Source organism: Rhodocaloribacter sp. (genome assembly GCF_056451265.1).
In genome coordinates this window covers 240454-263067 of the sequence record NZ_JBWOPL010000035.1, presented here as the reverse complement: position 1 = coordinate 263067, position 22614 = coordinate 240454, and the positions used below count along the sequence as shown (strand labels likewise).

At 66.0% G+C, this 22614-nt stretch carries 17 protein-coding genes; 11 read left to right on the top strand and 6 right to left on the bottom strand.

From position 1 onward, the window contains the following. Nucleotides 1–48 precede the first annotated feature (48 nt). Together AC1HIY_RS06000 and AC1HIY_RS05995 are read left to right on the top strand one after the other, a co-directional pair. Nucleotides 49–1593 carry a sodium:solute symporter gene (locus tag AC1HIY_RS06000; RefSeq protein ID WP_479575804.1) on the top strand — a complete coding sequence of 515 codons (1545 nt, stop codon included), beginning with the start codon at nucleotides 49–51 and terminating at the stop codon, nucleotides 1591–1593. A gap of 80 nt (nucleotides 1594–1673) precedes the next feature. Next, nucleotides 1674–4247: an HD family phosphohydrolase gene (locus AC1HIY_RS05995; RefSeq protein ID WP_479575803.1), complete on the top strand. Its 2574-nt coding sequence runs from the start codon at nucleotides 1674–1676 to the stop codon at nucleotides 4245–4247. On the opposite strand, the gene AC1HIY_RS05990 is transcribed toward AC1HIY_RS05995, so the two are convergent. The 5 genes from AC1HIY_RS05990 to pruA all read right to left on the bottom strand — a co-directional run bounded on the left by AC1HIY_RS05990 (nucleotide 4242) and on the right by pruA (nucleotide 8526). Continuing rightward, a complete protein-coding gene (locus AC1HIY_RS05990; protein WP_479575802.1) occupies nucleotides 4242–5162 on the bottom strand; it encodes a GntR family transcriptional regulator in 921 nt (306 codons plus the stop codon). The two genes, AC1HIY_RS05995 and AC1HIY_RS05990, sit on opposite strands and share 6 nt — an antisense overlap. 12 nt (nucleotides 5163–5174) lie before the next feature. After that, nucleotides 5175–5384 carry a hypothetical protein gene (locus AC1HIY_RS05985; RefSeq protein ID WP_479575801.1) on the bottom strand — a complete coding sequence of 70 codons (210 nt, stop codon included), beginning with the start codon at nucleotides 5382–5384 and terminating at the stop codon, nucleotides 5175–5177. Between the two features lie 11 nt (nucleotides 5385–5395). Further along, complete coding sequence (locus AC1HIY_RS05980) at nucleotides 5396–5863, bottom strand: hypothetical protein (protein WP_479575800.1); 468 nt, start codon at nucleotides 5861–5863, stop codon at nucleotides 5396–5398. A gap of 60 nt (nucleotides 5864–5923) precedes the next feature. After that, nucleotides 5924–6775: a transglutaminase family protein gene (locus AC1HIY_RS05975; RefSeq protein WP_479575799.1), complete on the bottom strand. Its 852-nt coding sequence runs from the start codon at nucleotides 6773–6775 to the stop codon at nucleotides 5924–5926. An 86-nt stretch (nucleotides 6776–6861) separates the two neighbouring features. Next, complete coding sequence (gene pruA / locus AC1HIY_RS05970; RefSeq protein ID WP_479575798.1) at nucleotides 6862–8526, bottom strand: L-glutamate gamma-semialdehyde dehydrogenase; 1665 nt, start codon at nucleotides 8524–8526, stop codon at nucleotides 6862–6864. A 555-nt stretch (nucleotides 8527–9081) separates the two neighbouring features. On the opposite strand from pruA, the gene AC1HIY_RS05965 reads away from it, so the two are divergent. From AC1HIY_RS05965 to AC1HIY_RS05930, 8 genes are all read left to right on the top strand, one after another. Further along, nucleotides 9082–12141, top strand: coding sequence for a GvpL/GvpF family gas vesicle protein (locus tag AC1HIY_RS05965; RefSeq protein ID WP_479575797.1), 3060 nt, complete (start codon nucleotides 9082–9084; stop codon nucleotides 12139–12141). Between the two features lie 203 nt (nucleotides 12142–12344). Next, on the top strand, nucleotides 12345–13589 hold the full coding sequence (locus AC1HIY_RS05960) for an ABC transporter permease (RefSeq protein ID WP_479575796.1): 1245 nt from the start codon (nucleotides 12345–12347) through the stop codon (nucleotides 13587–13589). A gap of 139 nt (nucleotides 13590–13728) precedes the next feature. Next, a complete protein-coding gene (locus AC1HIY_RS05955; RefSeq protein ID WP_479575795.1) occupies nucleotides 13729–14202 on the top strand; it encodes a redoxin domain-containing protein in 474 nt (157 codons plus the stop codon). A 2-nt stretch (nucleotides 14203–14204) separates the two neighbouring features. After that, the gene (gene moaD / locus AC1HIY_RS05950; protein WP_479575794.1) at nucleotides 14205–14477 is read left to right on the top strand and encodes a molybdopterin converting factor subunit 1; all 273 of its coding nucleotides are present in this window, start codon (nucleotides 14205–14207) and stop codon (nucleotides 14475–14477) included. 15 nt (nucleotides 14478–14492) lie between these two features. Then, the gene (locus AC1HIY_RS05945) at nucleotides 14493–14978 is read left to right on the top strand and encodes a molybdenum cofactor biosynthesis protein MoaE (RefSeq protein ID WP_479575793.1); all 486 of its coding nucleotides are present in this window, start codon (nucleotides 14493–14495) and stop codon (nucleotides 14976–14978) included. Nucleotides 14979–15037: 59 nt separating this feature from the next. Next, nucleotides 15038–15664, top strand: coding sequence for a glycoside hydrolase family 19 protein (locus AC1HIY_RS05940; protein ID WP_479575792.1), 627 nt, complete (start codon nucleotides 15038–15040; stop codon nucleotides 15662–15664). A gap of 124 nt (nucleotides 15665–15788) precedes the next feature. Beyond that, entirely contained in the window at nucleotides 15789–16664 is an 876-nt protein-coding gene (locus AC1HIY_RS05935) for a phosphohydrolase (protein ID WP_479575791.1), read from the top strand. Between the two features lie 98 nt (nucleotides 16665–16762). Further along, nucleotides 16763–19141 carry a DUF5686 and carboxypeptidase-like regulatory domain-containing protein gene (locus AC1HIY_RS05930; RefSeq protein WP_479575790.1) on the top strand — a complete coding sequence of 793 codons (2379 nt, stop codon included), beginning with the start codon at nucleotides 16763–16765 and terminating at the stop codon, nucleotides 19139–19141. Nucleotides 19142–19146: 5 nt separating this feature from the next. Here AC1HIY_RS05930 and AC1HIY_RS05925 read toward each other — a convergent pair whose 3' ends face one another. Beyond that, the gene (locus AC1HIY_RS05925) at nucleotides 19147–19998 is read right to left on the bottom strand and encodes a sulfurtransferase (protein WP_479575789.1); all 852 of its coding nucleotides are present in this window, start codon (nucleotides 19996–19998) and stop codon (nucleotides 19147–19149) included. A 126-nt stretch (nucleotides 19999–20124) separates the two neighbouring features. Here AC1HIY_RS05925 and AC1HIY_RS05920 point away from each other — a divergent pair, with 126 nt between their 5' ends. Further along, nucleotides 20125–22533, top strand: coding sequence for a DUF5686 and carboxypeptidase-like regulatory domain-containing protein (locus AC1HIY_RS05920; RefSeq protein WP_479575788.1), 2409 nt, complete (start codon nucleotides 20125–20127; stop codon nucleotides 22531–22533). Nucleotides 22534–22614 lie beyond the last annotated feature (81 nt).

The following is a 22614-nucleotide window of genomic DNA, read 5'->3' as shown; positions in this document are numbered from 1 at the left end:
CCGCGATGCGGCCCTGCCGTAAACACTTACACGAAACCGAAGACCTCCATGCTCACCGGGCTCGATTACGCCGTCCTCGTCATCTATCTCCTCGGCGTTGCCACGCTCGGCGTCAAAGCGGCGGGGCGGCAGACCAGCACGGCGGACTACTTCCTCGGGAGCCGGGAACTGCCGTGGTGGGCCGTGTGCTTCTCGGTCGTTGCCACGGAGACGAGCACGCTCACGGTCATCGGCATTCCGGCGGTGGCCTATGCGGGGTCTTTTACCTTCTTTCAACTCACGTTCGGCTATCTCCTGGGCCGAATCATCGTCAGCTTCGTCTTCCTCCCTCACTATTTTCGGGGCGAACTCACGACGGCATATGCGTTCCTCGGCCGGCGGTACGGCGACGGCATGCGCGCGGCGGCCTCGGTCACGTTCCTCGTCACGCGCCTTCTCGCCGACGGCGTGCGCCTCTTCGCCACAGCGATCCCGCTCAAGGTCATCGCGCAGATGGCCGGGCTCTCGGTGAGCTATTTCGAGATCATCGTGGTCATCGGCCTCGTCACAATGGTCTATACGTTCATCGGAGGCATCAAAGCGGTCGTGTGGATGGATGTGGTCCAGATGTTCCTCTACGTCGGCGGGGCCGTCGCGGCGATCTTCATCCTCCTGGGCGATGTGCCGGGCGACTGGTGGGCGGCGGCCGCGGCCGCGGGGAAAACGCGGATCTTCGACTTCGGTTGGGGCAAGGGCCTCAACTACATGCTGACCTCACCGTACGCCTTTCCGACGGCGGTCTTCGGCGGGGCGGTCTTCTCGATGGCCTCCCACGGAACGGATCAACTCATCGTGCAGCGCCTGTTGGCCTGCCGCGATCTGGGGGACAGCCGGAAGGCGCTCATCGGGAGCGCCGTCGTGGTGATGATGCAGTTCGCCATCTTCCTGCTCGTGGGTCTGCTCCTGTGGAGCTTCTACGGCGGCGTCCCGCCCTCTGAACTGGGCCTCACGCGCGGCGACGAAATCTTTCCCATGTTCATCATTCAGGGGATGCCCTCGGGCGTCTCCGGGCTCTTGCTGGCGGGCATCATCGCGGCGGCCATGAGCACGCTCTCCTCCTCGCTGAACGCGCTCGCCTCCTCGTCGATGATGGACCTTTACGAACGGTTTTTCAAACGGGAGTTGCCGCCGGACCGTGCGCTTCGCATCTCGCGATGGATGACCCTTTTCTGGGGCATCGTTTTCATCGGCTTTGCGAACCTCTTCCGGGATCAGCAGAATCCGGTGGTCGAACTGGGGCTGGCCATCGCGTCGTTCACCTACGGCGGGTTGCTCGGCGTCTTTTTGCTCGGGCTGGTCAACCGGCGTACGAGGCAGGCCGATGCGCTCATCGCCTTCGTCGTCTCCATCGCTGCGATGGTATTCATCATCTTCGGCGTCTGGCACAGCCCGAGCGACGGCTGGGTTTTCGCACTCAACCCGACGGATGACTACGTCGCGGCGGCGCAGTTGCGGTCCATCGGTTGGCCGTGGTACACGCTTATCGGCACGGTGATCACGCTCGTGGTCGGATCCTTGACCGCGCTCCGGCATACTCACAGCGACCGAACGTAGACGGGGGGCGGCTCTTTGCGCCTTTCGTGTGCAGGGAGCGGCCCGCCGTTCCGTCGTCTCAACGCACCACGTTGAAACCTATGGGACTGCTTGAAAAATTTGGGCTGAGGCGGCGGAAAGTGCGCCCGGTCGGGCAAAACCTCGAGAAGGGTCGCGACGACCGGCGAAAGCGGAAGCGGAAAGACGCCGCGATCAAAGCGAGCATCTTCGTCGGGTTGCTGGCGATCACGCTGCTGGCCTTTCCACGCGGGGAGGTGTATCGGTACGCCGTGCAGGTGGGCGACGAGTGGCAGGGCGAGCCGCTGGTGGCTCCGTTCGACTTTGCCATCCTCAAAGACGCCGGCGCCATCGCCGAAGAACGGCGGGAGGTGCGCCTGACGACTCCGCCGATCTTCGAACGCATTCCCGGCGCGATGGAGAAGATGCGCGCCAACCGGGACACGGTGCAGGCGCAGCTCGAACGCATCTTCGAAGCCTATGCCGGTTTTCTCGAAAAAAAATCCAGGGGCCGCCTGGTGGAGGCCATCGATGACTCGCTCCGGTACCTGTCGCTCCGGCGCAACGCGCGGCTGAAGCTGACCGAGTCGCAGTGGCAACGGCTCGTCGATGCGTACGTCGAGCGGGTGCCCGGCCTCTCGACGGCCTCCCGCACCCCGCCGCGTGGTCCCCGCCTCGATCAGGCGCTGCTCGACGAGGCGTACTCGTTCGGTCGGCAGATGCTCTCGCTCGGCGTGCTCGACGTGCCCATCGACAGCATCCTCACGGATGAGATCATCGTGCGCGACCTCCGGCAGCGCACGAGCCAGCGCAAAGACAAACAGAGCGTCTTCGGGTTGAACGAAGCGCACACTTCGGCCAGGGAGTTCTTCGAACGGAACCACCCGGACGACATGGAGCTCGCCCGGCTCGCCGACGCTTTCTTCCGCGCCATCTTTCAACCCTCGCTCCGCTACATGCGCGCCGAAACGCTTCAGGAGTGGCAGCGCAAGGAGGCCAACATCTCGCCCACGCGCGGCATCGTCCGGCAGGGCGAGGTCATCGTGGACTCGGGCGAGCGCGTCACGCCGGAGATCCGGCGCAAGATTCTCTCGCTCGAACGCGCGCAGGATGAGCGGGGCGGCGGCACGGTGGGGTGGAAGATCACGCTCGGCCAACTCATGCTCACGTTCGCCACGTACGGCCTGTTCTTCCTCTATCTGTTCATCCTGCGTCGGAAGATTTTCGAGGACAATCGCCACGTCTTCCTCATTGCGCTGCTCTTCGCGGGCATGATCGGGCTCTATGCGATCGCGCTCCGGCTGCCGGTGATCGTCATGTATGCCGTGCCCGTGATCATCGTCTCGCTCGTGCTGACGATCCTCTTCGACTCGCGCGTGAGCTTCTTTGCGACGCTCGCGCTCGCGTTCATCGGAAGCCACCTGCTCCGATACGACTTCGAGTTCACCTTCGCCACCATGATCGCCGGCGCGCTCGGCATCTTTAGCGTCCGGGACATCAAGAACCGGGGACAGTTTTTCCTGAGCGCCGGGGTGGTCTTTCTCGGCTATCTCTGGGTGCTCGGCGCTTCGTGGCTGCTCTCGCGCACATCCTTCGATCGCTTCATGTGGGACACGCTCATGGTGGGCGTCAACTCGTTCCTGCTCATCATGGCGCTGCCGCTGCTCTGGGTGTTCGAGCGCGCCTTCAAGATCACCACCGACCTGACGCTGCTCGAACTCTCGGACACGAACCGACCCTTGCTCAAGGAACTGAGCGTGCGCGCACCGGGCACCTTCAATCACTCGCTTCAGGTGGCGAACCTCGCCGAAGCCGCCGCCGACGCCATCGGCGCGAATGCCCTGCTCACGCGCGTCGGGGCGCTCTATCACGACATCGGGAAGATGCTCAAACCCGAGTATTTCGTCGAAAACCAGCGGCCGGGTGAAAATCCACACGACGGACTCAAACCCAGGATGAGCGCGCTGATCATCGCCAGCCATGTGAAGGAGGGGCTGGAGATCGGGCGGCAGTACAAACTCCCGCAGGTCGTGCTGGACTTCATCCCGATGCATCACGGGACCACGCGCATCGAGTATTTTTACCGGAGAGCGCTCGAACAGGCGAAAGAGGGCGACCCGCCGGTTCAGGAGTCGGAGTTCCGCTATCCCGGCCCGCGCCCGAACACGAAGGAAACGACCATCCTCATGCTGGCCGACTCGGTGGAGGCGGCCAGCCGCTCGCTCTCCAACCCGACGCACAAACGCCTGGAGTCGCTCATCGACATGATCATCTCGGCCCGTCGCGAAGACGGACAGTTCGAAGACTCCAACCTCACCTTCCGCGATCTGACGAAGATCAAGGAGACGTTCCTGGCGATGCTCCTGGCCATCTATCACGTACGGGTAAAGTACCCCGGCCAGGAAGAGGAGAAAGAGGAGAAGGAAGAGCCCGTGAAAGGGCTCGAAGCCCCACCCGTGACGGGCGGCGGCGTGGGACTCCTGCCGCCGTTGCCGAAGACCGGGGAAGGCGAGGCGAAAGAAGGCATGGCCGCGGACGGAACGGACGAACGTTCACCCGTCATCTTCGATCCCGAGTCGGCGGGGGCAACGCCTCCGAAGGAGAAAGGCGGGATGCGGACGAGCGCCTCGCCGGATGGCGAGACGGGAAGCTCATGAGGGCACGGCCTGCCGGACGGCGTCGATCGACTCGGGGCTGATGCGGAACGAAAGCTCGGCATACGGACGTTCCTCGTCGAGGTAGGGGAGCAGCCGGCGACGGCCGGCGGGGGTGAAGAGGACCAGGTCCGTCAGGGGGAGGAGCTGGTCGAGGTGCCGCGCGCCCTCGTCGATGGAGGCGGCCATGATCTGACCCTTGAAGCCGGTCTGTGTCCGGATCTCCGCCGTGAGCGGGCCGATGGCGTCCGGATGCCGCGTGACGAGGCCGAGCGTCTCATGCTCGAGGAGCAGCGACGCCCGGCGGAGCGCCTGCGGCGAGAGATAGACGTACACCCCGATGGCGTCGGCGCGCGAGGCCCCTTCGAGCACACTGCGCAACTCGCGCAGCCGCGCAAAAATAAGGTCGGCGTCCTGATGCCGGCTCACCTCGGGCATCGTCACCGGCTCCACGGGCTGTTGCACGATCATCGAGATCTGACGGGCGCACTGCGCGGCCATCTCACGGAACGGTCCGGCAAAGACGAGCTTGAGGCGTTCCCGTTCGCTTTCGAGGAGGCTCAGTTGTTCCTGGAAGAGATACTCGATCTCGCTTTCCTGCAGTCCGAGCCCGATCAGCCGCTGGAGCGCTTCCTGGATCACCGAGGCCCCGCGTTCCATACGCTCGGCCTTGCTCAGCGGCGCGCGCTCCTTGATGGTGTATCCGCTCCCCACCCGCGAGTCGAGGAGCCCTTCCTTTTCGAGCTCCTGATAGGCTTTCCGCACCGTGTGAAACGAGAGGCCGACCTGTTCGGCCAGCACGCGCGTCGAAGGGAGCCGCTCGCCGACCTTGAAGTGGCCCGTCGCGATGAGGTAGCGAATCTGCTCCACCAGCTGTTCGTGGACGGGCGTGTTCGATGTGCGGTCAATCGTGATCATGGGCGGGCGCGGTCAGTCGAAGTCGGAGCAGGACATGAAGTAGTGGCATCGGGGGCAGCGGTATTTGCAGCCGGCGTTGTGGAGCCGCGCCCCGCAGTTGGGGCAGTGATCCCAGTAGGCTCCGGCGTACGTCTCCGTCTCGTGCCCGGCCTCGGGAGGCGCAGCGGGCGGATGGAAGAGGTCGCCCTGGGAGGGTGTGGGGGCTGGTGAACGTGCGGACATCGGGGCGGGGGTCAGGAGAGCAGGTAGACGTCGCGGGCCTGGCGGAGCGCCTCGAGGAGGGCTTCGTGCTCCGGCCACCGCGCCGTTCGGAGGACGTACGTCCCTCGTCCGACGGTCGCCTCGATGGCCGACCGGTTCGTTCGAAGGTCGAGGACGCGCATCCACCGGAGAGGCTCCTCGCGGGCGCATTCCCAGACCGTTCGCAGGGCCGCGGCGTCCGGGCGCACCCGGATCTCGGCGAGGGTGGTGCGTAGCCGGTAGTGCGTCCACAGCATCGCCACGGCGATCGCGCCCGGGAAGCCGACGAGAAGATACGAAAGGGCGGGATAGCCCTGAAGCGCCGCCACGAGCGCTCCGATCATCACGGGCAACAGGCATACGCCAATGGGCGTGACGAGGGCCCGCCCGTAGACCAGCGCCGGAGAAGCCGAGCCCGGATGCTCCACACTGCGGAAAATCTGTACGGCGTCGTCGGACATGGGCGGACAGCGTGGGGCTTGCGGGGCGGGTGGACCGTGGGGGGATCCGTACGAGAAGGGCTACCCCTCCTGTTCCAGCCCGATCTCCAGAAGACGCGAGAAATCCCCGGCCGCCTCTGCGTCGTTTTGTCTGCGGGCAAGGAAAAGGAGGTTGCGGACCATCCGCAGGAGGATCGTGCGGGCGTCGGCGCGGGCGAAATGCTCCGCCGTGATCGGGACCTTCGCTTCCTTGAGGAAGCGCCGCACGTCGGCGCGGTTGAGCGGCGTGCCGCCGTGGAAAAGGTCGAGAAAAAGCTCGGTGTGCGCGTCTTCGTATTTCACGAGGAAATGCATGGGCAGATTGGCTCCGTAGACCGGCACCCCGAGGCGTTCGCCGAGGAGCAAGAAGACGACCGACAGCGAGATCGGGATGCCGAGTCGGTGGTCGATCACCCAGTTCAGATAACTGTTTCGGTAGTCGTAATAGTTTTTGTGGTTGCCGGTGAAGCCGAGTTGATCGCAGAAAAACGCGCTGAGGATCAGGGCGCGGGCGCTTCCGGAGGCGGCCGCCACGCGCGGGCGGATTCGCTCGGCGAACCCGTCGATGCGCCGGCGGTAGGCCTCCTCGTCGAGGTTGGGACTGGCGTATCGGGCGAGGAGGAAAGCCCCGGCTTCGAGGTCGGGGTCCCGGATCAGGAGCCGCCAGCGCGCCGTGAGGTCGTCCACGTGAAACGTGTGAAGCATCGCCGTGAGGGGCTCGGCGCGCGCTCTCGGGAGGCTCGCGAGAAGCCCGGCGAGGGCGGCGTGCGCCGACGGCCAGGCCTCGCGGAGCCGCGCCCGCACGTGCTCCTTCACCACCGGCGAGGGATCGTCGAGCAAGGCGACGAGGGCGGCCAGTTCGGACGAAGTCGGCGGTGGGGGTTGGGCTTGCATGGGAGCGCCGGGCGGGACGGTCGGAAAGCGAAGGGCGGGGCCTTCGCCGCACGCCGCCCCGCCCGAAAGATACGAGCGACGTGCGATCACAGCCCTTCGGCGGTCACGCTTTCCTCGGCCTCGTCGGGCTGGTGGAACGGGTAAGCGTAGTGCTTCGGCGGGTCGAAGGTCTCCTTGATCGAGCGGGCCGAGACCCACCGGATGAGGTTGAGGGAGGATCCGGCCTTGTCATTCGTGCCGGAGGCCCGTGCCCCTCCGAACGGCTGCTGCCCGACCACGGCGCCGGTCGGCTTGTCGTTGATGTAGAAATTGCCGGCGTTGTCGGTCAGGCGGTCCGTAGCCTCGGCGATGACGCGTCGGTCCCGGGCGAAAACCGCTCCGGTGAGCGCGTACGGAGACGTCTCGTCGAGGAGCGTGAGCGTCTCGTCCCATTTGTGGTCCGGATAGACGTAAATCGTCACGACAGGGCCGAAGATCTCCTCGCACATCGTCCGGTACGTCGGATCTTCGACGCGCAGGATCGTCGGCTCGATGAAGTAGCCCACCTCGTCGGAGTAACCGCCGCCGTGGATGATCGTGACGCCCTCGGCTTTGCGCGCCTCGTCGATGTAGGAGGTGATGCTTTCGAAGGCCGCCCGGTCGATGACGGCGTTGATGAAGTTGGTGAAGTCCTCCGGCGGTCCCATCTTCAGTTCGTCCATCTGCGTCATCAACTCGGCCTCGATCTCCGGCCAGCGCGACTGCGGAAGGTAGATGCGCGAGGCGGCGGAGCATTTCTGCCCCTGATACTCGAAGCCGCCCCGCACGATGGCCGTCGCCACGGCTTTCGAGTCCGCCGTGGGATGCGCGAGGATGAAGTCCTTGCCGCCCGTCTCGCCGACGATGCGCGGGTACGAGCGATACCCGGCGATGTTCGAACCGATGGTGCGCCACATGTGCTGGAACGTGTTCGTAGAGCCGGTGAAGTGCAATCCGCTGAAGTGCTTCGAGGCGAACACGTGGCGGCCCACCTGCGATCCCCGGCCGGGGATCATGTTCAACACCCCCGGCGGCAACCCGGCCTCTTCGAGCAGCTTGTACGTGAAATAGGCGGTGTAGAGGGTGGACGAGGCGGGCTTCCATACCACCGTATTGCCCATGAGCGCCGGCGCCGTCGGGAGGTTGCCCTGGATGGAGACGAAGTTGAACGGCGTCACGGCGAAGACGAACCCTTCGAGCGGGCGATACTGCATGCGGTTCCACGTGCCCTTCGAAGAGAGGGGTTGATCCCGGTAGATCTGCTCCATGAAATGCACGTTGAACCGGAAGAAGTCGATCAACTCGCAAGCGGCGTCGATCTCGGCCTGAAAGACGTTTTTGCTGTGGGCGAGCATGGAGGCGGCATTGAGTGTGTCCCGCCAGGGACCGGCGAGCAGGTCGGCGGCCTTGAGAAAGATCGCGGCGCGGTCCATCCAGTGCATGCGCATCCAGTCGTGTCGGGCTTCGACGGCTGCGGCAATGGCGTCTTTGATCTCCTGCTCCCCGCAATGATGCGCGATGCCGAGCGAGTGGCGGTGCTCGTGCGGGAGGGTCATCTGCGTCGTGGCGCCCGTGCGGATCTCCTTGCCTCCGATGAAGGCCGGGACCTCGATCTCCTGATTCCGCAGTTCCCACAGGCGTTTGCGAAGCGAGGCCCGCTCCGGCGAGCCGGGCGCATACGAGCGGACGGGTTCGTTCGCGGGCGGGGGCGTATGACCGATGAGGTTGTTCATGGCGTTTCCGGATTGAGGTGAAGCGCGGTTCGTCACAGGAACGCGGGCGCGCAGAGCGTCGAAAGGCACACGATCAAAGATATAAAAAAGCAGCCCTCGGAAGCATCCCGCCGAAGATTGATTGTTCATAAAATCGCTCCGCGCGCCCGTGCGGGCACAGCGCTCGGGCATCCTGGAAAAGGCTCCCGGTGCGGCGAGAGAACAAAGGTATTTTTTTCCACGAATGGCGCATCTTTCCTGTTCACAGAGGGCCGACGCTTCCCGGGCCCGTCGCTCCCGGCAGACGTATTGCGGGATGGTATGGACGCTTTTTCAGCGAAAAACAGCCTGTTTGAGGGAGTAGGCCGGGGTGTGAGGGGAAAGGCGGGGGAGCATCCCGGTCGGCCTCCTTTCGAGGCGAGAATGGCGCGGCATTGGCATGAGCCCGGGGCGCATAGGCCGCGTGCTCCTCCTTTCCGTAGTTCCCCGTTCCGGGAATCGTCGCGGACACGCCCCGAGATGTTTGCACCCCATCTTGAGAATGAGCTTAAAAATCTGACAGAACGCACCATGACGATGGAACCGACCCCCGACGCGCAGGCCAGGACCGGAAAGAAAGGAGACAAGGTCTCCAGGCTTCTTCAGGGAGACAACAACCCGAAGCTGGCGGGCGCAAAAGAGGCGCTCAAGAAAAAGCTGCTCAAATCAGTGATGCAACAGGCCCTTGCCGAACTGGGCAGTCCCGAGGCCATGGCCGAGGCAATCATGGCGAGCGTCGGTCCGGACCACACGCTGGTCAACCGCGCGAGCTCGCGCCTTCGGGAGCAGATGTTCGAGACCATCACGAAACGGGCGCTCGGTGAAATCGGGGACGAGCAGGCGGCGGCGGAAAAGGCCCTGGCGACCCTCGGGGACGGGAACCCCGTCGTCATCGGCGCGAGCAGTGTGCTGCGCGAGTTGATGATTCAGGACATCATCAGGCGTTCGATCTCGAGCCTGGACGATGCCGGGGCGGTGGCTCGTCAGGCGCGCAACCGGATGGAGCCGGACCACGAGGCCGTCGTCAGGGGCATCGAGGCCCTGCGCGCGTTGATGCTGGACGAGGTGGCCGAGCGTTCGACGGCAGCGATGGACGACGCCGAGGCCGTCGCCGAAGCCGCCCGCGCCCGCGTCGGGACGGATCACGAAGCCATCTCCCGGGCGGCGGAAGCGTTGCGCGGGTTGCTCGTCGACGTGGTCGCCGAACGCTCGGTGGCTTCGCTCGAAGACCCGGCGGCGGTGGCCGAGGAGGCCCGTGCCCGCGTCGACGCCGAGCAGGCCGTCCTCCGCGAAGCCGCAGCGCACCTGCGTGAGCAACTCCTCGGCATCATTGCCGCACGCGCAACCGGCGACCTCGCGGATGCGAAGGCGGCGGCGGACGAAGCCCGACGTCGGGTGGACGAAGATCATCCGGCCCTCGTGGGCGCGATCGAGGCGCTCCGCGATGCGCTCACCCGCGAGATCGCCGAGCGCACCACCGAGGCCGTCGCCGACGTCGAGGAGACGGCCGCCCGTGCAAAGGCCTTCGTCTCCGAGGACGACGCCCGCGTCACGGCCGCCGTCGAGGCGGTGACGCAGCGGCTCTACCGCGACGTTGCCGAGCGCTCGGCAGAGGCGCTCGCCGACGTGGAGGAGACGGCGGAGAAAGCCCGGAGCCTCGTGCCCGAAGACGCCGCCGCGCTCCACGACGCTATCGAAGCCTTGCGCGAGCACCTGCTCGCCGAAGTGGCCGAGCGCGCCACGGAAGCCATCTCCGACGGCGAGTCGACCGCCCGTGAGGCCCGGAAGCACGTACCCGAAGATCACCGGGCGTTCGTCGAGGCCGCCTCCGTACTCCGCGACATGCTCATCGAAGAAATCGCCCGCCGCTCCACGGACGCCCTGGGCGACGCCGGCGAGACCGCGCGTCAGGCGAAGGAGCGCGTGCCCGAAGACGAGGCCGCCCTCACACGGGCCGGCGACGAACTCCGCGTTCTGCTCATCGAGGACATCGTGCGGCACACCACCGAGGCGCTCCGCGACGCCGAAGCCGCCGCCCGCGACGCCATGAACCACGTCGACGACGAAAGCGCCGTGCTCGTCGAGGCCCGTCGCGTGCTCAAGGAACGTATGCTTCAGAGCATGCTCAACGAGGCCATCCGCGAGATCAACGACGCCGTGGACCCGGAACAGGGGGAACACGATTTTTTTTTCAAGGAGGCCGTAGCGGCGGCGAGTAAGGCCGCGCTCTCACGAGAACCGGAATCCTTCACGACGGACGGGGAGGAAACACCGGTGGCGCACGCGAACTCCGAGGGCCTCTTCGAGGAGGCTGCCGCTCCCGAACCCTTCCTCGATACGGAGGGGAGCGGCTTTGAAATGGATGCGGACGTGGAGGAGGAACTCCTCGCGTTCTTCGAGGAGGATCCGGCAGCGGCCGGAGCATCGGAGGAGGCGCCCGCTGAAGCGATGGAAGCCCCCGCGCCCGAAGAAACGGTCGCGGAAGGGCGGGTCGAGGAAGCTGCCGATGCGGACGAAGCCTATATTGATCTCGTCGCCGATGAACGGTTCGTCTCCGGGGTGAGCGAAAACGGGGCGGCTTCCCCGGAGATCGAAGGGGACCTTGTCCGGGACGAAGAGCCGCAGGCCGTTGGAGACGAGAAGGCATGGACGACGACGGCCATCTGGTCCGAGGAGGAATATGTCGGCGGCGACGGAGCGGCGTTCCCGGACGATGAGCCCGTCGGATTATCCACGGCGGCGGACGGGGAGTTTGAAGCATCTTCCGCCCCGGAGGAAGTCTTTTACGTGTACGGCGTCATGAGCTCCTCCGACGCCGAAGCCATCGACGCCATGCCGGAGGCGGGGATCGATCCCGCGCACGGGGTGGCCTTGCTGCCGTTCCGGGATCTTCAGATCATCTACAGCCCCGTCTCGGCCGAGGCGTTCGGGCCGGACGTCCTTGCGGAAAACATGAAAGACGCCGAATGGGTGCAGCAGCGCGTCCGCGCGCATGCCCAGGTCATGGAGCAGTTCCGGACGGGAAGCACGCTGATCCCGCTCCGCTTCGGCACCGTCTGTGCGTCCGAGGAAGAGATCGTGGCGATGGTCGACGAGCGATATGCGTACTTCAGCGACGCCCTCGATCGGCTGCAGGACAAACAGGAATGGGGCGTGAGGATGTACAGCGACGTGGAGACGCTGCGCATGCGGATCTCGGAAGGCGAGCAGAAGGTGGAGGAGTCCCTCGAGGTGATCTCGAAAGGGGTCGCTCGCTTCATCAAAGACGAGATGGAGAAGATGGAGAGCCTCGACGAGGAAGAACTGATCCGGCTCATCACCGAGCACTCCATCGGGCGCACCCACGAGTCGCTCCTCGAAGTGGCCGAGAGCGGGCTGTTCAAGCCGCTCATGGGGGGGGAGGATTCCGAAAAGGGCAGGCTGATCTCGAATGCCGCCTACCTCGTGTCTCAGGACAAGGAAGAGGCGTTTCAGGCGTTGATCGAGGAACTGGCTTCCGAGAGTATGTCTCTGGGCTTGCGTTTTGAACTGACCGGGCCGTGGCCGCCGTACCACTTCGTCGATGCCGGCGAGAGCGGGTCGGGCGCAGCGGTCTGAACCGAAAAGACACGTACGGGCAGAGAGCCCCGGTCGGTCGCGGCCGGGGTTTTTTGTGTGTGGCCGATGCCCGGTCGTCCCTTTAAGGACCCCGCTTCACGTGGGAGGCCGTGGCCGCCGGGAGGAGGGAAACGGTGGGTTGCCGGATCAAAGCGAGAGGAAGCTCGTCCTTCCCTTTTCCATCGAATCACACGGATGTCCACGTGGCTGCACGTTTCGAACAATTCGTCGCGCTCCGGTATCTCCGAGGGGCGCAGGGCCGGGAGGAGGGGCGGCGGTTTCTGCGCTTTGTGACGTACGTAGCGGTCGGCGGCGTGGCCGTCGGGGTAGCGGCCCTGCTTCTGGCGCTGTCGGTCGTGCGGGGGTTCAGCCGGGAGATCGAGCAGAAAATCATCGGCTTCGGCGCGCACGTGCAGGTGGAGAGCATCGCCGACGCGCCGATCCGGGGGACGACGGCGCTGCGAGAGGCGATTGCCGAGATGCCCGAAGTTGCGCATGTGGCGCCGGTGGCGCTCGAGTTCGCCCTGTTGCGGCGCTCGGAGACGAACATCGACGGCGTGGGCCTCTGGGGTGCGGAAGCCCTCCCGCCGTACCTCGCCGAGCACCTCGTCGCCGGCGAGGTCTCCTTTGCGCCGGATGCGCAGCGACGGCCCGGGCTCGTCATCGGACGAGAGCTCGCCGGAATCTTCGGCGTCACGGTGGGAGACCATGTGACGGCCTTTTCCATGCGCAACGCAAGCGACCGGGGCGCGCGTTCGCGTTTCCCGAACGTCAAACAGTTTTACGTGAGCGGCATCTACGAGACGTCCTTCGCGAACTTCGACGAACTCTACGTCTTCACCGACCTCGAAACGGCCCGTCGCCTCTTCGACTACGCGCCGGACGAGGTCACGCGCCTCGACCTGACCGTGCGCGACCTCTCGGAGGTGGATGCCGTCGCCGAACGGATCAATGAGCGGTGGGGGTATCCGATCATGGCGCGGACAATCTACGAGGTGTACCACAGCTATTTCGCGTGGGTCAACCTTCAGGAGAGCATCATCCCGCTCGTGATCGGCGTCATCATTATCGTGGCGGCCTTCAACATCGTGGCGACGCTCCTCATGCTGATTCTCGAAAAGACGCGCGAGGTGGGCGTGCTCATCAGCCTGGGCGCATCGGGGGCGGCGCTCCGGCGCATGTTCCTCTGGCTCGGGCTGATGATCGGGGGCGCCGGGCTGGTGCTCGGGGAAGCGCTGGCGCTCGGGCTGGCGTTGCTTCAGATGCGATACGGCATCATTCCGCTGCCGCAGGAGGCCTATTACATGAAAACCGCCCCCATCGCCCTCAACGGGTTCGACTTTCTGTTGGTGGGCGCCCTCGCGCTCGCGCTCTGTGCGGCGGCGGCGTACATTCCCGCGCGGGTGGCTTCTCGCATCGAGCCGATCCAGGCCATCCGCTTCCGGTGACGCGGGATGCGCCGGATGCTTCACGCGTCCCTCACGCAAGCTCCGGAACCCGCGGCCGAAAGGGAAGCTTCAAGGACCTGAGGCGCGCGGGAGCTCCCCGTGGCCATACGCACGTTCCACCGCAACCTTTCGAGACCTCATGAGCATTACCATCGGACAACCGGCCCCCGACTTCACGCTTTACGACGACGAGAAGCAGCCCTTCACGCTGAGCGATCTTCGAGGGAAGAAAAACGTCGTGCTCCTCTTTTTCCCGGGCGCCTTCACGAGCGTGTGCACCACGGAGCTGAACACCGTGAACAACGACCTCGACGCCTATGGGAGCGATACGCAGGTGATCGGCATCTCGACCGATTCGCCGTTCGCGCTGGCCGAGTTCAAAAAGGTTCATGGCTTCCGCTTTCCGCTCTTGAGCGATCACGACGCCGAGGTGTGTGCAGCGTACGGCGCGAAGTACGATCATGACTTCACCCCCATGAAGCTCGACCGTGTGGCGAAGCGCTCGGCCTTCGTGATCGACCGGGACGGCGTGGTGCGGTATGCCGAGGTGCTCGAGCATGCGGGTGACGTCCCCGACTTCGACGCCGTGAAGAAGGTCCTCTCGGAGCTGTAGACATGAACGATGAGACCACGAACGGAGCCCTCCGCCTCCGGGTGCTCTTTTTTAGCATCCTCCGCGAGAAGATGGGCTGCGACGCGCTGACCGTCGCGCTCGACGCTCCGGCGACGGGTTCGGATCTGCTCGACCGGCTGGAACGCGACCACCCGGCGCTCCGGGCGTTTCGTCCCGTGGTGCGTCTGGCGGTGAACCAGACGTATGTGCCGGAGACGACGGCCCTCGCCGAGGGCGACGAAGTGGCCCTCATCACGCCCGTGAGTGGAGGTTAGACGATGACCCGACCGATGACGACCGACGACGCGCGCGTGGAGACGGGGCGGCTCTCGATACGGCTCGTGCATGAGCCGATCGATGTGGCGGAGGCCGCCGCCTTCCTCGCCGATCCGCGCGCGGGCGGCCTCGACCTCTTCATCGGGACCACGCGCCGGTGGACGGGGGACGCCGAGACCCTGGAACTGTCGTATGAATGCTATGCGCCCATGGCGGTGAAAGAGATGCGCCGCCTCGCCGAGGAGGCGATGGCGCGGTGGCCGCTCGTGCGGGCCTGTATCCGGCATCGCCTGGGGACGGTGCCGCCGGCGGAGGCGAGCGTCCTCATCGGTGTGGCCGCGCCGCATCGCGCCGAAGCCTTCGAAGCCTGCCGCTTCCTGATCGACCGGCTCAAACGGCAGGCGCCGATATGGAAACGGGAATCGTATGCCGACGGGCGGCTCGAATGGGTGCAGGGGGAGCGCCCGCCCGATCTTCCCGGCCTCGATACGGGATCGTGAGGAGGAGCCGAAAGGCGTGACGAGCGGGGCCGTTCTTCCCACCAACGGGGAACAACGCCATGATCACCCTCACCGCCGACACCCTCGCCGAGATCATCGCTCCGGAGCCGCGCGCGCGGGCTGCGCCGTTCGTCGAGCCGCTCAATGAGACCATGCGCCGGTATGCCGTCGATACCTTCCGGCGACAGGCGCACTTCCTGGCGCAGGTCCTCCACGAGTCCGGCCGGCTTCGATTCCTCGAAGAGCTCTGGGGGCCGACGCCCGCGCAGGAGCGCTATGAGGGCCGCGCCGACCTCGGCAACACCCGTCCCGGCGATGGCTTCCGGTTCCGCGGGCGCGGCTTGATTCAACTGACCGGACGCGCCAACTACGAAGCCTATGGCAACGATACGGGCGTCGACTATGTGGGCGACCCGGATGCGGTGGCCGCCCTGCCCGCCGTCGCCGACGTGGCGGGATGGTTCTGGCGCAAACGCAACCTCAATGCCCTCGCCGACCTGAACGACGTCTACCGCGTCACGCGACGGATCAACGGGGGACTGAACGGCATCGCCGACCGTATCGCCTTGCTCCGGCGCGCCCGGAGCGCGCTGCAACGCGCCCTCCTCCTCGAATCCGCGCCGATCCTGCCGCCCGACCCCCCCGCCTCGCCGCCCGCACCGCCGGACACGCTCGACGAGGGATGACTTCCCCGGGAATTAATCCTTCCGTAACCGGTCCTCGTTATCCTTTGTTACGATCCGAACTTTCCCGGCACGGAAGGATTGGACAGGGACGAGGCGACGATAAGGATCAAAAATTTGAACGCGCATGAACAGGAGAAAGGACCTACGTATGGAAGCCGACACGAACGTCGAAGCGAGGCGGTATCCGGTATGGACCGAGGTGAGCCCGAAGGAGGAGGAGTTGAACCGGGCGCTGCTCGACCGGACGACGGGCAAGGTGCACACCCTGCTCGAAGGGCTGCTGGTCGATCCGGAGATTCATCAGTATCACAGCTATGCGAACGCCGTCTCGGTGCGACGGCTCGGGTACAACGATCACGGCCCCGTGCATGCCCGGATCACCACGTACAACGCGCTCAAGATCCTCCGCTTGCTTCACGAGAGCGGCATCCACACCTCGATTGAGCGGGAAGAGGTGGGCACGTTCGAGGATGCACAGGTGGGCGTGGCCATTGGCTGTTTTTTGCACGACATCGGCATGGGCGTCACGCGGGAGGCCCACGAGTGGCATTCGATCAACCTGGGAGACGCCCTCATCCTGCGGTATCTGCGCGCCCTCTATCCCGAGGGCGACCCCATGCCGGTGGTGCTTCGCGGCCTGGCGCATGAAGTCATCGTCGGGCACATGGCGCATTCCCGCATTCACTCCGTCGAGGCGGGCGCGGTCCTCGTGGCCGACGGCACGGACATGGCGCGCGGGCGCTCGCGCATCCCGCAAAACATGGAGCGCGATCCCGTCGTGGGCGACATCCACCGGTATTCGGCAAGCGCCATCCGGCGCGTCGAGCTCTCCCACGGCGACACGAAGCCCGTGCGCATCGCCATCTCTATGGACAACAAGACCGGGCTTTTTCAGGTCGAAGAGGTGCTCATGACCAAGGTGAAAGCTTCGCCCATCATGCCGTACCTCGAAGTGTGCGCGCTCGTCGCGGACGACCCGCCCCGCTTTTACCTCCGTTGAGCACCCTCGCCCCGTTCCCGGCCCGTTACTTTTCTCCGGATGCACGCGTCCCGGAATCGTCTCCACAGGCCTTCTTTTACGCACCTACCGGCAGGCGTATGGGACGTCGGCTCCTGATCCTTACCCTCTTCCTTTTCGCCTGCGCTCCGGCATACGGGCAAAAGCTGGTGCGCGGCGTGGTCGCGGATGCCCAAACGGGCGAGCCGCTCCCGGCGGCTAATCTTCAGATCGAAGGCACGTACCGGGGCACGATCACGAACGACGACGGCGCCTTCGAACTCTTCCTGGACGCGCTCCCCGCCGTCCTCATCGTGCGGTTCATCGGGTACGAGACGGCGCGCGTCCCGGTGGACGCCCGCACCCCCGACCGCATCGAGGTGCGGTTGAAGCCCACGACGTACACGCTCGACGAGGTGGTGGTCACGGGCGAGGATCCGGCGGTGAACATCATGCGCAAGGTCATCGCGCGCAAACGGCAGTGGCGCGCCACGCTTCGGACGTACGAAGCCGAAGCGTACACCCGGTTCACCCTCGAAAACGACACCGGCATCGTGTCGATCATCGAGAGCCTGACGAAGACGTTCTGGGATCGAGAAAAGGGCGGACGAGAGGTGGTGCTCTCCCGTCGAAAAACGTCCAACCTCGACTTCGAAGCGTATCTACCGGCGGCCGAATTCGTCGAAAACCTGTACGACGACGACATCGAGATTGCCGGGTACCACATGATCGGCGTGACGCACCCGGATGCGCTCAGCCATTACCGGTTCACGCTCGAGGGCACACGAAGCCTCGACGGGCAAACCGTCTACGACATCGCCGTGACGCCGAAGAGCAAGCTCTCGAGCGCTTTCGTGGGCCGCGTCTCCGTGCTCGACGAAGCCTATGCGCTCCTCGCGGTGGAACTGCGGCCCGGCGAGGCGTTCCTTTTCCCGCCTCCCGTCAAACGATACGACGTCACGTATCGACAGCAGTTTTCGAACTTCGGGAAAGCATACTGGCTCCCCGTGGATTTTCGGTCGGATGCGGAACTGGAAATCGATTTTCAGGGATTGCTCACCTTTCCCGTCATCCGCCTCCGGCAGGTCTCCCGACTGACGAACTACGAGGTCAACGTCCCTCTTCCGGCTTCTTTGTACGAACGAAAGGACTACCTCACCGTCGATTCGGTGGCGGTGGCGGCGGATACGCTCCTCGACCGAGCAGGCAAAGCCGTGCCGCTGACGGTGCGTGAAGCGTCGGCGTATGAGGGCATCGACAGCACGATGACGCTGGACAAGGCGTACGAGCCGCGCGGGCCGCTCTCGGTCTTCGTCAGAACGCGGGCCGGAGATTCGGACGGAGGCTCGGCGGAGGCTTCGGCGGGACGCCTCCCCGGCAGCCTCGACTTCGCGCCCGAGCTCTGGTATGACCGCGTCGACGGGGGGCACGCGGCGCTCGGCGTGACGGCGCCGGTGGGCCGGAGGCTTCGGCTGAGCGCCCTCATAGGGTACAAGACGGGGCCGGAGTGGTGGACGTACGGCGGCGGGGCCGAGCTTCGATGGGGCCCTCTCCGGCGCGGCGTCCTCGGCGTGAACTACCGGGTCGGCATCGACCTCCGCTTTCGTTCCGAAGTGCGGGGAAGGTTCTTCAACAGCCTGAGCGTCCTGCTCGGCGACCCGGACTATTTCGACTATTTCGGGAACGAAAAGCTGGTCTTCCGGGCCGGATACGGGCTGCCCTGGCAGGACACGCGCTTCGAGGTCCGGTATCGCGTCGAACGCCATTTCTCCGTCGAAAAGACGACCGACTTCGACCTGCTCGGCGAGCGCGAGCCGTTGCGCCCCAATCCCGCGATCGTGCCGGGACGGCTGCGCGCACTCGAACTTCGTCTCGCGATCCACGACGAGGACCTGCCGCTCCCTATCACGGGGCAACGCCGCCTCGTGCTCCACGTCGAACGGAGCGCCCCCGCACTCGGAGGCGACTTCGACTTCACGCGCGTGCACCTCCTGCTCGACTGGCGTTTCGAGACGTTTTTCCGTCGCCGCCTCCTCCCGAACGCGCTCGACGTCCGTCTCGTGGCCGCGATCACCTCGGGCGACGTGCCGCCGCAGCGGTTTTCCATCATCGACGCGGGGGGAGGCCTGTGGAAGACGTACGGCGCCCTGCGCACCTTGAAACATCGACCGTATGAAGGGGAGGACGCCTTCGCGGTGTTCTGGGAACACAATTTCCGCACCGTCCCGTTCGAGCTTATCGGGTTGCGGGGCCTGGCGCGCAGGGGATGGAGTGTGATCGTCTACGGCGCGCACGGGCGCACGTGGCTCTCCGGAGGGAAGCGGGCGACCCTGACGTTCACCCCGCGCGTGCCCGAGGGCTTCCACCACGAACTGGGCGCTTCCTTGAGCGGCATCTTCGGGCTCTTTCGCATCGACTTCACCCGGCGCCTGGATGCCTCCGACTTCACGGTCGGCGTCGGCGTGGCGCGGGTTTTTTGACGGGATCACGGTCCGACGGCCACCGGGCGGGCGGGGTCGGTGATCCATTCGCTCCACGAGCCGGGGTAGAGGCGGGGCAGCCCCAGTCCCGCGTGCGCCATCGCGAGGCGGTTGTGGTTGGCCGTGACGCCGGAGCCGCAATAGCAGATCACGCGTTCGGGCGGCGTGTCGTCGAGGAGCGTAGAGAAGCGGGCGCGGAGGACCTCGGGCGGGAGAAACCGGCCCTCGGCGTCGAGGTTGTCCGTCCACGGCGCGGAGACGGCGCCCGGGATGTGGCCCGCCACGGGGTCGTACGGCTCGGTCTCCCCTCGAAAACGCTCGGCCGCGCGCGCGTCGAGGACCCGAGCGGCGGGATCGCGGACGGCCCGCGCCACGGCCTCGGCGTCGGCGTGAAGGTCGGGATCGGGACGAGGGATGAACCGGCGCGCAGGGCGGTGCTCCTGTCCCGTTCGCTTCGGAAGGCCCGCGCGTTGCCAGGCGGGCCACCCGCCGTCGAGGACGGCTGCGGCCCTATGGCCGAGCCAGTGGAGCATCGCCCACAGGCGACCCGCGATGCCGCCGCCCATGTCGTCGTAGGCGACGACCTGCACGCGCCCGTCGATGCCCCACGCGCCGAGGGTGCGTGCGAACGTTTCGACGTCGGGGAGGGGGTGGCGGCCCGTCCGTCCCGGCATGATCGCGCCGGAGAGGTCTTCATCGAGGTGGGCATAGACCGCGCCGGGGATGTGCGCCGCCCGGTAGGCGCGCCGCCCCGCCTGCGTGTCGGCGAGCGAGAAGCGGCAGTCGACCACGACCCAGTCGGGCGCGTCGAGGCGGGGCATGAGGTCTTTCGGGGCGACGAGCGTCGAAAAGGGCATGACTATGGGAGGAGAAGGTGGACGGGGACGCGGGAAAATAGATAATTATCCTCGAAAAAGGGCGGCAGACCTCGAACCCGAGAGGCTTCGTCCCATAGAAAGAATCCGTCCCAACCCGTGCGTGCCATGTCTCGCAGTATACCGGTCCTCCTCCTTCTGATGTGTGTGGGTAGCGTCCCCGCCGCGCTCGCGCAGAAGTGGGTGCGGGGCGTCGTCACGGATGTGGAGACGGGGACCACGCTCGCGGCGGCAACGATACAGGTCGAGGGAACGACGCGGGGCACGATCACGAATGCCGAGGGGCGCTTCGAACTCTTCGTGCCGGCGCTCCCCGCCGTGCTCGTCGTGCGGCACATCGGATACGAGACCCGGCGCGTTTCGGTGCATGCGGACACGCCGGAGCGCCTCGATGTGGCAATGAAGCCGGTGTCGTACGCGCTCGAAGAGGTGGTCGTCTCCGGTGAGGATCCCGCCGTGGGCATCATGCGGCAGGTGATCGCGAGGAAAAGCGCGTGGCGGGCCACGCTCACGTCGACGTACGCCGAGGTCTACACGCGCTTCATGCTCTATCGCGACCGCGACCTCGTGCAGATGAAGGAGACCATCAACGCGGCGTACTGGCGCCCCGAAGGCGGGCCGCGCGAGGTCGTCCGCGCGCGACGGACCCGCCCGGAGGGGAGCGGCGTCTTCCGCTTCGCCGCCCCGACGCACGTGCCTGATTTTTACGACGACGACATCGAGGTCCTCGGCACACGGCTCATCGGCCCGACGCACCCGGACGCGCTCGAGGCGTACACGTTCACGCTCGCGGGAAAGCGCCGGCAGGATGACCAGGTCATCTACGACATCTATTTCTCTTCCCGAAAAGCCCTTCAGCCCGCCTTCGTCGGACGCCTGGCGGTGCTCGACTCCGTCTTCGCCGTTCTCGAAGCCGGGATGCGCCCCGATCCGAACCTCACCTTTCCTCCGCCGATCATCGACGCGGACGTGTACTACGAGCAACAGTTCGCCGAATTCGACGGGTACTGGCTGCCGCTCGACCTGCGGGTGCGCGGCAACGTGCGCTTCGGTCGGGCGGGCGTGAGCTATCCCCGCGCGCACTTCGAACAGGTCTCGCGCCTCACGTTGCACGCCGTCAACGTCCCGACGCCGGATTCGCTCTTCGAGGGGGCGCGCCGCCTGTTCGTCCATCCCCTGGCGGACCGGCAGGATTACCTGTTCCGGTGGAACCCCGGCCTCATCCCCTTGACGCCCCGTGAGATCGAGGGCGTCGTCCGACTCGACCGGCGCATGTCGCTCAGCCGCGCCTTTCGTCCCTCCGGGATGCTTCGAGGCTACCTGGCGCTCGACGTGGTGGAGCCGGAGCCGGGGCGTGAGGCGTCGCCTCGACGCCGCAGCCTCGTCGAAGAAATGCTGGCGAACGCATGGGTATGGTACAACCGCGTGGACGGCTGGCACGTGGGCCTCAAGCCGGTGTGGCGGCTCGGCCCCTCACGCCGCCTGACGAGCGGGCTCGCGTACGACTTCGACCGGAAAAGGGTCGCCGCAGAGGTCGCGCTCCGGCAGGAGTGGGGAAGCCGGGACCCGTCGTCGGCGCTCCCGCGCCGGGGCTTCTTCGAGGCGGGGGCGTCGAGCGGGACGGCAACGCGCTTCCCCTCGCTCGCCTACACCCGCGCCGTGGCGGGGCCGGCAACGTATACGGGGTTCGACGACTATTTCGATTATTACCGGCGCGACCGCCTCTTCGCCCGCGTCGGCGTGCATCTCGATCGGCTGAAGACGACCCTCTCGGTGGGGGTGAACGTGGAGGAGCACCGCTCGGTGAGCCGGAGCACGGACTGGAAAGGCTGGCTCTTCGGAGACGGGCAACGGGACAATCCGGCGATCGACGAAGGGGCGCTCCGGTCGCTCTCTCTCCGCCTCGCCGTCGGCGAAGAACGGGGCGGGCCGCTCGCGCCCGTGCTCCCGGCTTTCTCCGTCGAAGTGGAGCACGCCCCCGCCGGGTTTCCCGGCACCGACTTCGACTTCACGACCGTGCGATCCGTGCTTGACGTGCGATTCTTGTCGTTTTTGCGTCGCCGGGCGTGGCCGAACGCGCTCCGGGTCCGGGTGGTCGCGGGCATGTTTCGGGGCAATCTCCCGCTTCAGAGATATGGCGCGCTCGACGTCGCCATCGGTCCGTATGCAGGGTTCGGAGCATTCCGCACGCGTCGGGATCGTCCGTATGAGGGGACTTCGTATGCGGGCGTTTTCTGGGAGCACGACTTCGCCTCGGCCCCGTTCGAGATCCTCGGGATGCGGGGACCGGCGGAGCATGGCCTCGGCCTGGCCCTCTTCGGAGCACACGGGCGCACGTGGATCGGCGCGGACCGACTGCTCCGACGGCCGTTCGAGCCTGCCTGTGCGGGCCGCCTTCACCATGAACTCGGCCTCTCGCTGACGAACCTCTTCCGCCTGCCCCTTCGCCTCGACCTCTCGCACCCCATCGGTCGCCCCGGCTTCTTCTTCACCGTCGGCCTCTTCGAGCGCGAGTGACCTCCGGTAAATTTCTGACAAGGACGTCCGTTTCGACCGTCCGCCCCGGCTCCCGTCATGGTGATTGCGTATCTTCCGCCG